The sequence below is a fragment of the Streptomyces sp. NPDC089919 genome, from assembly GCF_040684615.1.
Classification (GTDB): Bacteria; Actinomycetota; Actinomycetes; order Streptomycetales; family Streptomycetaceae; genus Streptomyces.
In genome coordinates this window covers 1-12,798 of sequence record NZ_JBFBGK010000163.1, presented here as the reverse complement: position 1 = coordinate 12,798, position 12,798 = coordinate 1, and the positions used below count along the sequence as shown (strand labels likewise).

13 protein-coding genes and 1 pseudogene are annotated in these 12,798 nt (G+C 75.2%); 7 read left to right on the top strand and 7 right to left on the bottom strand.

What is annotated here, in order from left to right:
- Window positions 1–224 precede the first annotated feature (224 nt).
- Complete coding sequence (locus AB0O40_RS36010; RefSeq protein WP_365050169.1) at window positions 225–764, top strand: HPP family protein; 540 nt, start codon at window positions 225–227, stop codon at window positions 762–764.
- A gap of 22 nt (window positions 765–786) precedes the next feature.
- Here AB0O40_RS36010 and AB0O40_RS36005 read toward each other — a convergent pair whose 3' ends face one another.
- A complete protein-coding gene (locus tag AB0O40_RS36005) occupies window positions 787–1,359 on the bottom strand; it encodes a GNAT family N-acetyltransferase (RefSeq protein WP_365050167.1) in 573 nt (190 codons plus the stop codon).
- Window positions 1,360–1,528: 169 nt separating this feature from the next.
- Between AB0O40_RS36005 and AB0O40_RS36000 the strand changes: the two genes are divergently transcribed.
- Entirely contained in the window at window positions 1,529–2,119 is a 591-nt protein-coding gene (locus AB0O40_RS36000; RefSeq protein ID WP_365050165.1) for a hypothetical protein, read from the top strand.
- An 86-nt stretch (window positions 2,120–2,205) separates the two neighbouring features.
- Here AB0O40_RS36000 and AB0O40_RS35995 read toward each other — a convergent pair whose 3' ends face one another.
- The gene (locus tag AB0O40_RS35995) at window positions 2,206–3,708 is read right to left on the bottom strand and encodes a hypothetical protein (protein ID WP_365050163.1); all 1,503 of its coding nucleotides are present in this window, start codon (window positions 3,706–3,708) and stop codon (window positions 2,206–2,208) included.
- 130 nt (window positions 3,709–3,838) lie between these two features.
- Window positions 3,839–4,450, bottom strand: a complete 612-nt coding sequence (locus tag AB0O40_RS35990) for a helix-turn-helix domain-containing protein (protein ID WP_365050161.1) — start codon at window positions 4,448–4,450, stop codon at window positions 3,839–3,841.
- A gap of 148 nt (window positions 4,451–4,598) precedes the next feature.
- On the opposite strand from AB0O40_RS35990, the gene AB0O40_RS35985 reads away from it, so the two are divergent.
- Together AB0O40_RS35985 and AB0O40_RS35980 are read left to right on the top strand one after the other, a co-directional pair.
- Complete coding sequence (locus AB0O40_RS35985) at window positions 4,599–5,408, top strand: SDR family oxidoreductase (RefSeq protein WP_365050159.1); 810 nt, start codon at window positions 4,599–4,601, stop codon at window positions 5,406–5,408.
- A gap of 50 nt (window positions 5,409–5,458) precedes the next feature.
- On the top strand, window positions 5,459–6,310 hold the full coding sequence (locus tag AB0O40_RS35980) for an alpha/beta hydrolase (protein ID WP_365050157.1): 852 nt from the start codon (window positions 5,459–5,461) through the stop codon (window positions 6,308–6,310).
- Window positions 6,311–6,440: 130 nt separating this feature from the next.
- Here the strand turns inward: AB0O40_RS35980 and AB0O40_RS35975 are convergent, their stop codons facing one another.
- The 3 genes from AB0O40_RS35975 to AB0O40_RS35965 form a co-directional block, all read right to left on the bottom strand.
- On the bottom strand, window positions 6,441–6,812 hold the full coding sequence (locus AB0O40_RS35975) for a peptidase inhibitor family I36 protein (RefSeq protein WP_365050155.1): 372 nt from the start codon (window positions 6,810–6,812) through the stop codon (window positions 6,441–6,443).
- Window positions 6,809–7,462: a hypothetical protein gene (locus AB0O40_RS35970; RefSeq protein ID WP_365050153.1), complete on the bottom strand. Its 654-nt coding sequence runs from the start codon at window positions 7,460–7,462 to the stop codon at window positions 6,809–6,811. Before AB0O40_RS35970 ends, AB0O40_RS35975 begins: the two co-directional genes overlap by 4 nt.
- Before the next feature lie 123 nt (window positions 7,463–7,585).
- Complete coding sequence (locus AB0O40_RS35965; protein ID WP_365050151.1) at window positions 7,586–8,554, bottom strand: WYL domain-containing protein; 969 nt, start codon at window positions 8,552–8,554, stop codon at window positions 7,586–7,588.
- A 63-nt stretch (window positions 8,555–8,617) separates the two neighbouring features.
- On the opposite strand from AB0O40_RS35965, the gene AB0O40_RS35960 reads away from it, so the two are divergent.
- Window positions 8,618–9,106 (top strand): hypothetical protein, encoded by a 489-nt coding sequence (locus AB0O40_RS35960; protein ID WP_365050149.1) that lies wholly within the window; start codon window positions 8,618–8,620, stop codon window positions 9,104–9,106.
- 69 nt (window positions 9,107–9,175) lie between these two features.
- Here AB0O40_RS35960 and AB0O40_RS35955 read toward each other — a convergent pair whose 3' ends face one another.
- Complete coding sequence (locus AB0O40_RS35955) at window positions 9,176–9,628, bottom strand: GNAT family N-acetyltransferase (protein WP_365050147.1); 453 nt, start codon at window positions 9,626–9,628, stop codon at window positions 9,176–9,178.
- A gap of 273 nt (window positions 9,629–9,901) precedes the next feature.
- Between AB0O40_RS35955 and AB0O40_RS35950 the strand changes: the two genes are divergently transcribed.
- Together AB0O40_RS35950 and AB0O40_RS35945 are read left to right on the top strand one after the other, a co-directional pair.
- The gene (locus AB0O40_RS35950) at window positions 9,902–10,945 is read left to right on the top strand and encodes an alpha-hydroxy acid oxidase (RefSeq protein ID WP_365050145.1); all 1,044 of its coding nucleotides are present in this window, start codon (window positions 9,902–9,904) and stop codon (window positions 10,943–10,945) included.
- Window positions 10,946–11,036: 91 nt separating this feature from the next.
- Window positions 11,037–12,611 (top strand): annotated as a pseudogene (locus AB0O40_RS35945) (alpha/beta hydrolase); the annotation flags it as partial.
- Window positions 12,612–12,798: the final 187 nt, after the last annotated feature.

Below are 12,798 nucleotides of genomic sequence, written 5' to 3'. Positions count from 1 at the left end.
CGGCCTGCCCGCCGCGGCCCACGTCCGGCAGCTCCGGGGGCTTGACCATGCCGTGCGCCACGTCGATCCGGAAGCCGTCCACGCCCCGGTCCAGCACCCTTCACCTACCCCGCCGGACGGCCCCGCCCACCGCCCGGTTACGCTCGCACGACGGCGGCCGTCCCCGCTCTGTCCCCCTGCCACCGGCCTCGCGGCCGCCGCCTGCCACTGGAACGTCCCCGCACATGAGCATCGACACCGCCCCGGCCGCCGCCGGAGACGCGACCCTGCCCGGCAGCGTCCGGAGCCAGGCCCCGGCCCGGCCCGGGCCGCTGGCCGTCTTCCACAGCATCAGTGCCGTCACGGCCGTGCTCCTCGGACTCGTCGCCCTCGGCGCGATGATCCACGAGCCGGTGCTGATACCGCCCCTCGCCGCCAGCGCGGCCCTGGTGCACAGCGCCCCGACGCTGCCGCTGGCCCAGCCGCGCAGCGTGATCGTCGGGCACCTGCTCGCCAGCGGCACCGGCTTCGCCGTCCTCGCGGCCGCGGGCAGCAGCGGCTGGGCCGCGGCCGTCGCGGCCGGGCTGGCGCTCGCCCTGAACCTGCTCGCCCGGACCCCGCACTCCCCGGCCGTGGCCACCGCGGTCGTGATCGTGCTCCAGCACCCCTCCCCGGCCCGCTTCGTGCCGCTGCTGTTCGCCTCCACCGTCCTGCTCGTCCTGACCGGCTACGCCGCCTCCCGGGTCCGCCGCGGCTCCCCGCGGTACCCCGCCTACTGGTGGTGAGCCGGGGACCGGCCGGTCCCCGTCAGCGCAGGTCGAGGCGCATCAGTACACGCGGATGGCCGGCCAGCACCGAGCTGGTGCCGGCCGCGTGCACGAACCCGGCCCGCTCGAAGTTCCGGCGGATCCCGGCGTAGGCCATCGTCATGTCCACCGCCGCATCGCCGCTGTCGAGCGGGTACGCCTCCAGGACCGGCGCGCCCTGCGAGCGCGCGAACTCCACCGCGCCCGCGATCAGCGCGTGCGAGACGCCCTGCTTGCGGTGGCCGGGCCGCACGCGTATGCACCACAGCGACCAGACCGGCAGGTCGTCCACCCGCGGGATGGTGCGGCTGCGCGCGTACGACGTGTCGGCCCGGGGCGCCACCGCGGCCCAGCCGGCCGGCTCCCCGTCCCGGTAGGCCAGTACCCCCGGCGCCACCGCGGACCGGCACAGCCCCGCGACGTACTCGCCCCGCTCCGGGCCGCGCAGCGCGGCGTTGGCCTTGGCGGGTATCCGGTGGCTCAGGCACCAGCACACGCTGGCCCCGGGCGACTTCGGCCCGAGCACCGCGCGGACGTCCTCGAAGACGGAAGCGGGGCGCACCTCGATGGTCATGTCCCCACGATCGCACGGGGGTCCGACAACGCGCCCGACGAGCGTCCGCAAGCCAACTCCCGCACCCGTCGGCGCCGGTGCGGTGAGATCGGCCGCCGGGCGGGGCAGGCTCAGAGCCGGCGTCCGGCGAGGGCGCGCGCGGACAGGGCGAGGCAGTGGGAGGGCGAGCGTGGAGTGGGACTGGACGACGACGGAGTACGGCGAGGCGCACGCGGGTGCGGTGGGGGCGCTGCTCGCGGACGGCACCGAGCCGGGCCCGGCGTACTTCGACACCGGCAGCGGCCCGGAGGTGCACTCCACGACCCACTGGTCCGCCTACGACGGCCAGTTGGGCCAGCCGCGGGCGGCGGCCCTGCGCGCGGCCTGCGCGTGCGGCTGGCGCGGGCCGGCCGAGTACCCGCTGGACTGGGACGCGATCGGTGACAAGCCCCTCGACGAGGCCGGGATCGACCTGGCGGGACCGCTCGGGGACTGGACGGCCCACCTGGCCGTCGTCCGGGAGACCGTCGTCCCCCTGCCGCCGACGCTGGACAACCTCCTGCAACGCCTCACCGACCACCTCGAGTCGATGACCGGCGACGCCCCGCTGGCGGCGCTGCGCGCCGCGGCCGTCCTGGAGCGGGTCGCCGCGCAGATCACCGAGGACGCCGCCGACATACTCAGCGACGGCAGCATGACCGCGGAGCAACTGGCCACCGCCCTGGGCACGACCGAGACGAAGGCCATGATGATCCTGCTGCGCGGCCGTGACGACTGGTGAGCGCCCCGGCCCCGGCGGCGGTCACCGCCGGGGCCGTACGGCTCGTACGGGCCGCAGAGGCCGGCGTACCCACCGGGCCCGGAGGGTCAGACCCGTGCGCCCCCGCCGCCGCCCGTGCCCGCGGCACCGGCCGGCCGGATCATCTCGGAGCGCAGCTCGCGGGTGATCGCCTCGACGTCGGTGAGTGCGCTGCCGCGGGTGACGACGGTGAGGACGCTGCCGCGGTCACCCCAGATGCACATCGAGGCCACGGTCACGGCGACGCCGGTCATCGTGTACCGGTCGCACACCATCCAGCCGCCGGCCGGTCCCGTCTCGGGGTGCCAGGTGAGCTGGCTGACCAGCCCGCTCGACTCCGTGCTGCTGCGTTCCATCGTGGCGATCGCGTCGATGTCGGAGCCCGACATGTCGTGCAGGTCCCCGACCCCCGCGAGCACTCCCACGGCCGCCGCCGACTCGTCGGAGGGGTTGACGGACCACACCTTGCTGACGGAGGAGCCGAGCCCTTGCGCGCCCATGAGGGACGCGCGCGACTCCAGCATCGTGGCGAACGCCGAGAACGGTGCCTGCGTCATGCCCCGGAAGGTCGCGGGCGCCACGGCCTCGTAGCGCGGGTACTCCAGGGAGCGCTGGTACCGCCACACGCCCGCGCCGGCGCCGGACGCGAGGAGGACGACGAGCCCGAGGGCGAGGGCCGTCAGCTCGCGACGGCCGGGCTTGTCGGGTTCCGGCAGGTCCGACGCGTCGTCAGCCGCAGTGGCGGTGAGCGGTCCACCGACCTCGCGGGGCCGCTCGGCCCGCCGCCGGGCCCCGAGCAGCACCCGGCCGAGCGCGATCCGAGGCAGCCACAGGATGCCCGTGGCGAGCGGCACCAGCCACAGCAGTCCGAGGAGGACGCCGCTCCAGACGGCCGCGGAGAGGAGCACGGCGCGCCCGAGGAACCCCGTGTACGGGGACCGCGCCAAGGGCGCGAGCAGCCGCCGGCCCGGCCGGTCCAGCGCCGACAGGCTCTCCGCGAGCACGGCCCGCCGCAGGTCCGCGGGCCGCTGCGCGGCCTCCTCGCGGGCCTGTTCGGCGGCCGCCGCCAGCGGGTTGCGCCGCAGCGCCGTGCGCAGGTCGGCCCGCTGGGCGCGGGCGGCCCCGCGCGCGCCGCCCGGCTCCTTCCAGGGGGCGGCGGCGATCCGGGCCAGTCGCTGCGCCTGAGGCGAGCCCGGTGCGAGCCGTTCGACCTCGGCGACCAGCGCCGGGCCCCGGTTGTGCCGGGCCGGCCGGTCGTCGAAGTTGGACCGCAGGCAGAGCTCCGCGTAGGCGGTGAGCAGGCCGAGGTGGGCGGGGGAGTCCTCGAGGGCGTCGCGGAAGGTCTGCTCCGCCCGGTCCTCGTGGTCCTCGTCGTCCTCGGCGATGTGCGCCTCGGCGAGGAGCAGGGACAGTTCGGCGTGCGCTCCGTGCGCCTTGAGGGCGCGCCGGGCGACCTGCCGGGCCTCCGCCGGGCGGCGGGCGGCCAGCAGCTGCCGGCCTTCTTCGAGTGCGGCCTCCGTCGCCGGGTCGGCGGCGGTCGGGCCGCCCGGAACGGTTGTGTCGACGTGCATGGATCCCCCGTGGTGCGTGCGGCCGGGCCGCGTGAACGCGCCACTGTCACCCAGGAAACGGAGGTTGTCAATCCGCACTCGGGCATACCGTACACACGGTCACACCCATGGTCTGACCAGGCATTTCCTGTCAGGAGGGGCGCGGTCCCACGCCGCGCAGGAGGGTGTCGACGATGCGGGTGGCGAGGGTGTCGGGGTCCGTGCCGGCGTCGGGGTCGGGGCCCGGGCGGCCGTGACCGGCGTCCCCGCAGTGCAGCACCTCGCTGATGAGGGCGTAGAGGACCCGGCGCACCCACTCCAGGTCGGCGTCGGGGGCGATCGCGCCCTCGTCCCGCAGCCGGCCGAGAAGCCCGGTGCAGCGGTGGGCGATCGCCTCGTGGATCCGCGCGGCCTGCTCGCTCTGGCCCGCGGCCGGCCCCAGCGCGAAGCTCCAAGCGCCCTTGACGCGCAGGACGTTGGCGGTCGCCCGGTGCAGTGCCAGCAGCGGCGGGGCGGTCTCGGGGTGGCCGTCCTCGATGGCCTCCGCGAGCTTCGCCGCGGCCTCCGCGGCCAGGGCGTCGAGCAGGGCCTGCCGGTTGTCGAAGCGCCGGTGCACGGTCGTGCGGGTGACCCCGGCGGCCTCCGCGACCTGCTCCATCGACGCGGCCGGGTTCTCCGCCAGGACCCGCTCCGCCGCCGCCAGGATCGCCCGGACGCTGCGCTCGGCGTCGGCCCGCAGCGGGCGGCCCGCCGTCTTGCTCATCCCATACCTCCGCCTGTCGTACCCGGGACGTTACAGCGCAGGAGGCGGCCGCATCCACATCTGTGACATCGCTGTTGCAGTTACAGGATAAGTCGCTACTCTCCTGTTGCAGGAATCGAACGCCCCTCCCGCCGCAAGGAGACCAACTGTGCGCACCACGGCCCTGATCACCGGCGCTTCCTCCGGGCTCGGCGCGGAGTTCGCCGCGCAACTGGCCGCCCGCGGGCACGACCTCGTCCTGCTCGCCCGGTCCGCCGACCGGCTGGCCGCCCTGGCCGAACGGCTGCGCACGGCCCACGGGATCGAGGCCCACGTGCTGGTCCAGGACCTCGCCGAGCCGGACGCCGCGGTCCGGGTGGGCGCCGAACTGGCCGCCCGCGGCCTGGTCGTGGACCTCCTGGTCAACAACGCCGGCTTCGGTAGCTGCGGCCGCTTCGAGGCGAACGACGCCCGCCTGGACCACGACCAACTGATGGTCAACGTCGTCGCGTTGGTCGGCCTCACCCACGAGGTGCTGCCCGGGATGCTGGCCCGCGGGCGCGGCTCGGTGATCAACGTGGCCTCCACCGCCGCCTTCCAGCCCACGCCGTACTTCGCGGTCTACGGCGCCTCCAAGACCTTCGTGCTCGACTTCAGCCTCGGGCTCCGCCAGGAGTACCGGCGCCGCGGGATCCGGGTGCTCGCCCTCTGCCCGGGGCCGGTGGAGACCGGCTTCTTCGACGCCCTCGGCACCCGCGCGGCCGCCGTGACGGGCTCCTTCGCCCTGCCCGGGCCGGTGGTCCGGTCCGCCCTGCGCGCCCTGGACGCCGACCGCGCCTACGTCACCCCCGGCCTGGCCAACGCGGTCACCGCGCACCTGGCACCCCGCCGTCCGCGCACCTTCGTCGCGGCCATCGCCGAACGCGTCTCGCGCGGCGTACGGGACGTGGCGAAGAACCCGCAGCGCCGCAGCGCATGATGGAGGGCCGCACCGCCCCGGGTGCGGCGGGTGCGGAAGGGTGCGGCGCCGTGGGTACCGAAACAGAGGTCCGGTGGACGCCCTCGGGCGTCCGGCTGCGGCGCGTGACGCGCCGCCCCGGGCGCTGGAACTGGCTGTTCGTGCCCGGCGGCCCCGGGCTGGGCTCGGAGTCACTGCTGGGGCTGGCCGAGACCGTCCAGGTGCCGGGCACGGCCTGGCTGGTGGACCTGCCCGGCGACGGCTCCAACCGCGGTGTGCCGCAGGTGCCGGTGCACCGCTACGCGGCCTGGCCGGACGTGCTGGCCGAGGCGGCCGGGGAGCTGACGGACGCGGTCATGGTCGGCCACTCCACCGGCGGGATGTTCCTGCTGTCCGTCCCAGGCCTGGCCGCCCGGCTCGCCGGGGCGGTGCTGGTGAGCAGCGCCCCGCACGCCGGCTGGCGGGAGGCCTTCGGCCACTGGGCCGCCGGCCACCCCCTGCCCGGGCTGGCAGCGGCGGCAGACGCCTACGGGCGGGACCCCGGCGACGGGACGCTGCGCGCCCTCACCCTGGCCGCCGCGCCCTGGAACTTCACCCCGCGGGGGCTGCCCGCCGGCCGTGCGCTGCTGGCCGGACTGCCGTACTGCCACGAGGCGGTGGCCTGGGCCGAGACGCGGTTCGACGAGGACTACCGGGCCCGCTGGACCCCGCAGGAGGCAGGGCTGCCGACCCTCGTCGTCAGCGGCGCCGAGGACCACGTCGTCGACCAGGGCCTGTGGCGGGACGCCCCGGGCTTCCACGGCCCGCGGGTGCTGCACCGTACGGTCCCGGACGCCGGCCACTTCCCCTGGATCGAGGCCCCGGCCCCCGTCCGCGAGGCCTTCGCCGCCCTGGTGCCCCTGCTGCGGTCCGGTCGGCCCTGATCGGAGTGCGGCTCGTACCGGGGCGACACCTTCGACGCCCTCGCCTCCGCCGACGGCCGCACCGGCCACGTCACCTGACCGCACGGAGGCCGGGGTCCGTGGTCGGACCCCGGCCGGGGTGCGGCGGGACTCAGCAGCCCGTGGTCCAGGTGTGGGAGCCGCCCTGGTCGTTCGCGTCGCCGTTGTAGCCGACCTCCTGACCGGGGCCCAGGCACAGGGTGACCCGCCCGAGCAACTCGCGGCCCTCGTACACCTTCACGTGGTCGGGCACGCCCGGGCCGGAGACGCCGTGGTTGGCCCAGGACGAGTCGTGCTTGAACATGTCGCCCTCCCACCAGTGGTCGTCGCCGCTGTGCTCGATCTTCATGCCGTCGAAGTTCGCGTCGGTCCAGACGCAGAAGTAGCCGCTGCGGCAGTCGGCCGCCGCCGCGGCGGCCGAGGTGGCGAGGACCGCGCCGGTCGCGACCACGGCGGCCACGAGCAGGCTGGAGATGCGCTTCATGAGGGCGGGTTTCCTTTCGGTGGGGGATTCCTGAGCAGTGCGGTGGCTTCGGCGAGGGCGTGCGCGTGCAGCCGCTCCCAGGCGGCGATCTCGGCGCGGTGGCGCTCGCGGACCTCGGCGAGGTCCTGATGGGTGTGCTCGGCCTCGGGCCGGAGGTTGTTGACGACCACCGAGGCGCGGAACCAGCCGGGCTGGTCCCCGTAGAGCCGCTGCTGCGCGGCGGCCAGGCAGCCGTCGGTGTGGGCGCGGACGACGTACCCGGTCGGCAGGGCGCGGGACAGCTCGGCGGGCCCGGCGCCGAAGAGCGCCGCGCTCACCTTCGCGTCGTCCGTGCCGGGCACCCGGCCCGGCACGCCGCGCGGTGGCGTGAGCCCCTGGCGGAGCAGGCAGGCGTCGGTCAGCCGCTGGGTGGCCGCCCTGATCGCGTCATCGGGGTCGGGGGCGGGGCCCGCGGCGCGTCCGGCGCAGCCCGCCAGCCCGGCGCAGGCCAGGAGCGCACAGGTCAGGGCCGCGCGGGCCGCGCTCGCAGCCCGGGCCGGGCCGACGGGCGCGGTGCGGGCGGCCGGACGGCGGTGCGGTGCCCCGGCAGGGGGCTCGGGCCGGGTCCGGTTCCGGGACCGGCCACCGGTGTGCGACGGCTCCTCGATCACAGTCGTCGTGTCTAGCCGCCGGGCGCGGGGGCCCGACAGGGCGGGCGCCGCCGACTCACCCGACCGGACGCACCTTTCACCCGGTGAAACGTTGCGGCCGACGGGCCTGGCGTACCGCCGCGGTCAGTCGGCGTACCGGGCCGCCAGGGCACGGACCGTGGCCGCGACGCGCTCGCGCAGGGCCGGCGGACCGAGGACTTCGACGTGGGGTCCGAGGCGGAGCAGTTCCGCCTCGGCGTGCGCAGGGCTCTCCACCGGGATGACGGCGCGGTACCAGCCGTCCGCCCGCGGCTCGCCCCGCTCCACCCCGTCGAGGACGGCGGACGGGGCGAACTCCCGTAGCTTCTCGATGCCTTCGGGGGAGATGCGGATCTCGGCCGCGCCCTGCCACAGGCGTTCCTGGAGGCGTGCGGTGTGCTCCTGCCAGTGCCCGGCAAGGTCGAAGCCGGCCGGCGGCTCGAAGGTCCCGGCCAGCTCCTCCAGGGCGAGGATCTGCCCGATCCGGTAGGTCCGCAGGTCCGTGCCGGCCCGGGCCACCAGGTACCACCGGCCGGCCTTCAGGACGATGCCGTACGGCTCCAGCCGCCGCTCCACCTCCTGCGGTGCCCGCCACCGCCGGTAGCGCACCAGGAGCGGCCGCCGCTGCCACACCGCCGCCGCCACCGCCGGCAGATGCGGGACCTCGTCGCCCCGGCGGTACCAGCCGGGCGCGTCGAGGTGGAAGCGGGCCCGGATCCGCCGCACTTCCTCCTGCATCGGCACCGGCAGCGCCGCCTCCAGCTTGAGCTCGGCGGCCGCCAGTACGGAACCCAGTCCCAGCTCGGCGGCCGGACCGGGCAGCCCGGCCAGGAAGAGGGTCTGCGCCTCGTCCGTGGTCAGGCCGGTCAGCCGGGTGCGGTAGCCGTCCAGCAGGGCGTACCCGCCGGCGTGCCCGGCCTCGCCGTAGACCGGCACGCCCGCCGCGGCCAGCGCCTGGACGTCCCGGTAGACCGTGCGCACCGACACCTCGAGCTCGGCCGCCAGCTCGTCGGCCGTCAGCCGGCCGCGGTTCTGGAGCAGCAGGAGGAGGGAGAGCAGTCGGCCGGCGCGCATGGGCGAAAACTACGCCACTCCCCTGACAGAAGATGTCAGGGGAGTGGCCTTAGCGTCTGCGGCATGACGAACGACGGCATGACGAACGACAGCGGCTTCGGCTTCTTCACCGGCACCTACGACGTCGCCAACCGCTGGCGCAAGGACTTCCTCGACCCCGCCGAGGGCGAGGACTGCTGGGAGGAGTTCCCGGGCACCACCCGCGCCTCCGTCCACTTCGACGGGTCCGCCAGCTTCGACGAGATCGACTTCCCCACGAAGGGCTTCAGCGGGCTGACGCTGCGCCTGTTCGACCCGGCGACGGAGCAGTGGTCGCTGTACTGGGCCAGCAAGCGCACCGGCACCCTCTTCCCGCCCGTCACCGGCGGCTTCGGCCCGGACGGGACCGGCGTCTTCTACGGGGACGACGAGTACGACGGCCGCCCGATCCGGGCGCGGTTCATCTGGTCCGGCATCACCGCCGACCGCGCCCACTGGGAGCAGGCCTTCTCCGTCGACGAGGGCCGCACGTGGCTCACCAACTGGCACATGGACTTCACCCGGAGCGCCTGAACGGCGCGGGGGCGGGCGGGAGTTCCCCGCCCACCCCCGCGGGCGCACCCGGTCCGGGGGCCGGCCGGGTCAGAGCTGGAGCTTGAAGCCCACGTGCGAGCCGGTGAAGCCCAGCCGCTCGTAGAAGCGGTGGGCGTCGGTACGGGTCGAGTCCGAGGTGAGCTGCACCAGTTGGCAGCCCTGGCGACGGGACTCGTCGACGGCCCACTCGATGAGCCGGCCGCCCAGGCCGTGGCCGCGCTCGGAGGCGTGGACGCGTACGCCCTCGATGATCGAGCGGGTCGAACCCTTGCGGGACAGGCCCGGCACGATGGTGAGTTGCAGGGTGCCGACGACCTCGCCCGCGCGATCGGCGACGACCAGCAGCTGGTTCGGGTCGCTTTGCAGTCGCTCATAGGCGTTGTGATAGGGGGTCAGGTCATCCGGCGATTCCCGGGTGGCCCCCAGTGCGTCGTCCGCGAGCATGGCGACGATGGCCGCGATGTCGTCCCGTACGGCGGGACGGATCTTGATGGTGGTCATACGGCGCATGCTAGCCAGCCGCCCCGCGGGCGCGTCCGGGCGGTCGACCGGTGCGGGCCGCGACCGCCCGGACCCGGTCCACCTGGAGAAACGGTCGGCGCTCAAACCCGTCGCGGAGCCCCCGCCGCCGTGAACCATCTCACAGCCGGATCCGTTGCGGCCCGGTCCGCGGCTCCCCGAGGATCACCCCCAGAGGTGCGCCCCCGGGGGCCGGTCCCGACCGCTCGCGCGATCCCCGCCCGGCCGCACCGCACCGTGGAGGGGGAGTCCCGCATGTCCGGCGCCTTTGACGTTCACGCCCGGGAACTCGCCGCGCGGGCCCGGGCCGTGCTGCCGCAGGCCGCGTACGAGTTCTACGCCGCCGGGTCCGACGAGGAGATCAGCGCGGGCGAGGCGGCGGCGGCCTGGCGGAGCCGGCGGCTGCTGCCGCGGGTGCTGCGCGACGTCTCCTCCGTGGACACGGGCGTGGAGCTGCTGGGGACCCGCCTCGCCACACCGGTGCTCGCCGGGCCGACCGCCTTCCACCGCATGGCCCACGACGAGGGCGAGACGGCCACCGCGAAGGGGGTGGCCGCGGCGGGCTCGCTGCTGGTGCTCTCCTCCCGCGCGACCCGCCACCCGGAGGACGTCGGCGCGGTCGCCGGGCCCTGGTGGTACCAGGTGTACTGGCTGCGGGACGCGGAGATCACCCGCCGCCAGGTCGAACGGGCGGTGGCCGCCGGTGCGCGGGCGCTGGTGCTGACGGTCGACGCCCCGTACGTACCGCCCCGGGCGACCTCGGGGCTGCCGCTGCCGCTGCCCGAGGACGACGAGCTGTGCCGGTCGGTGGGCGTCGGCACCCGGCTGCCCGGCTGGGAACAGGACCCGTCGCTGGGCCCGGAGGCCATCGAGCGGCTGCACCGGATGTCCGGACTGCCCGTCCTGGTCAAGGGCGTACTGCGGGCCGACGACGCGGCGGCGTGCGTGGCCGCGGGCGCGGCGGGGGTGATCGTCTCCAACCACGGCGGCCGCCAGCTGGACCGCGCGGTGTCCACCGCGGACGCGCTGCCCGCGGTGGTGGCGGCGGTCGGCGCCGAGGTCCCGGTCCTCGTGGACGGCGGCATCCGCACCGGCACCGACGTCCTGATCGCCCTCGCGCTGGGCGCCCGGGCCGTGCTGCTGGGACGCCCGGTCCTGTGGTCCCTCGCCCTCGGCGGCGCGGCGGGCGTCACCGGCCTCCTGGAGGCGTACCGCACCCAGTTGGAGACGGCCATGTCTCTGGCCGGGTGCGCCCGACTCGCCGACGTCACGGGGGACTTGGTGTACGGGGAGCGCTGAGGGAACGGGCCGGACGGACTCCGCCCGGACCGTCCCCGCACCCCCTCCGCCAGGCCCGCGCGCGATCTTTACCGCACCCCCAACTGCTGCCATGCTGACCGCGTTTGTTCACCCCGAGGAGGCTTTCTTGTCTCGCACATCCACTCTGGCGGCGGCGCTCACCAGCGCGTTAGTCCTCATAACCGGCGGCGCCGCCACGGCGTCGGCGGTGCCCGTGACCGCCGCCGGAGCGACGACCGCCGTCGCGCGGCCGGCCACCGCCGGTCCGCGGGTCGAGCCGGTGCAATGGACGCCCTGCAACCCGGACCCGTCCAAGCCCGACCCCAAGATCTACGACTGCGCGGTGTACCCGGTCCCGCTGGACTACTCCGACCCCGCCGGCGAGCAGGTCGGGATCGCGATGCTGCGGCGCCGGGCCGCCGACCAGGCGCACCGCGTCGGTTCGCTCTTCCTCAACCCGGGCGGCCCCGGCGGCAGCGGCTACCTGTGGGCGACCACGGCCCGCTTCGAGGCCCGGGTCCAGGAGCGCTTCGACCTGATCGGCTTCGACCCGCGCGGCGTCGCCCGCAGCAACCCGCTGCGCTGCTTCACCACCCAGGAGGACGCCGACGGCGTCTTCGGCCGCATGACCGGGGTGCCGGTCACGCGCACCGAGGTGACCGACACCCTCGCCGCCACCCGAGACTTCACCGACTCCTGCGCCCGCAACGCCGGCCCGCTGCTGCGCCACATGTCCACGCTCAACGTGGTCCGCGACCTCGACCGGATGCGCCAGGCCGTCGGCGACAAGCAGCTGACCTTCGCCGGCTTCTCCTACGGCACGCTGATCGGCGCCACCTACGCCAACATGTACCCGGACAAGGTGCGCGCGATCATCATCGACGGCAACGTCGACCCGAACCTGCGCCTGCACAACGGCCTGGAGTACGACCGCCAGCGCGCCACCGGCGGTTTCGAGCTGTCGCTGGACGAGTTCCTCAAGCGCTGCAAGGCCGCCGGCGCGCCCCGGTGCGCCTTCGCCGAGGGCGACACCCGGGCCAAGTTCGACGCGATCCGCGACCACCTGCGGACCGCCGCGGTGAAGCTGCCGAGCGGTGAGGACGTGACCCTGAGCAGCTTCACCAGCCAGGTGGCGAACGCCCTCTACGCGCAGAGCCGGCTGGCACCGCTGGCCCTCTCGCTGGAGGCGCTGCACCAGGTGCTCAACCCGCAGCAGGCGCTGACCGGTTCGGCCGTCAAGGTCGCCCCGGGCGCGGCCGACCGGCTGGCCAAGGTCGTCCCGACGGCCTTGCGCGAGGCCCCGGCCGACTCGCCGTACACCTCCGACGACTCGTACTTCGGGGTCAACTGCCAGGACAAGCCGTACCCGTCGAACCAGAAGGTCTTCGCGCTCGCGGCGCGTGTCTGGGAGCGCGAGGCGCCGACCTTCGGCCGCTACCAGGCCTTCGACGCGCCGGCCTGTGCGACCTGGCCGGCGCCGGCCAGGGCCGTGGAGCGCTACACCGGTCCCTGGAACCGGCGTACCGCGAACAAGGTCATGGTCATCGGCAACACCTTCGACCCGGCCACCCAGTACCGGTTCGCGCAGCGGATGCAGCGGCAGCTGGGCAACTCCGTGCTGGTGACGGTCGACATGATCGAGCACTGCGCCATCGGCCGCAGCAAGGCGCTGAACGCGCTGGTCACGTCCTACCTGGTGGACGGCGCGGCCCCGAAGCCCGGCCAGGTCCTCACGCCGGACCTGGACCCCTTCCCGGCGCCCGCCGCCCAGAACGGCACCCGCCAGCCCCAGGACCGGAACTGCTCCTCGCTCAGCGTCGTCGAGACGCCGAGCATCACGCCGTTGGCGAGCA

What these genes read in the sequence shown, in the direction of transcription:
- AB0O40_RS35950 (WP_365050145.1), top strand. Translation starts at nt 9,902, where the DNA reads ATGTCCGGCGCCTTTGACGTTCACGCCCGGGAACTCGCCGCGCGGGCC.
- AB0O40_RS35995 (WP_365050163.1), bottom strand. Translation starts at nt 3,708, where the DNA reads ATGCACGTCGACACAACCGTTCCGGGCGGCCCGACCGCCGCCGACCCG.
- AB0O40_RS35955 (WP_365050147.1), bottom strand. Translation starts at nt 9,628, where the DNA reads ATGACCACCATCAAGATCCGTCCCGCCGTACGGGACGACATCGCGGCC.
- AB0O40_RS36005 (WP_365050167.1), bottom strand. Translation starts at nt 1,359, where the DNA reads ATGACCATCGAGGTGCGCCCCGCTTCCGTCTTCGAGGACGTCCGCGCG.
- AB0O40_RS35990 (WP_365050161.1), bottom strand. Translation starts at nt 4,450, where the DNA reads ATGAGCAAGACGGCGGGCCGCCCGCTGCGGGCCGACGCCGAGCGCAGC.
- AB0O40_RS36010 (WP_365050169.1), top strand. Translation starts at nt 225, where the DNA reads ATGAGCATCGACACCGCCCCGGCCGCCGCCGGAGACGCGACCCTGCCC.
- AB0O40_RS35960 (WP_365050149.1), top strand. Translation starts at nt 8,618, where the DNA reads ATGACGAACGACGGCATGACGAACGACAGCGGCTTCGGCTTCTTCACC.
- AB0O40_RS35975 (WP_365050155.1), bottom strand. Translation starts at nt 6,812, where the DNA reads ATGAAGCGCATCTCCAGCCTGCTCGTGGCCGCCGTGGTCGCGACCGGC.
- AB0O40_RS35965 (WP_365050151.1), bottom strand. Translation starts at nt 8,554, where the DNA reads ATGCGCGCCGGCCGACTGCTCTCCCTCCTCCTGCTGCTCCAGAACCGC.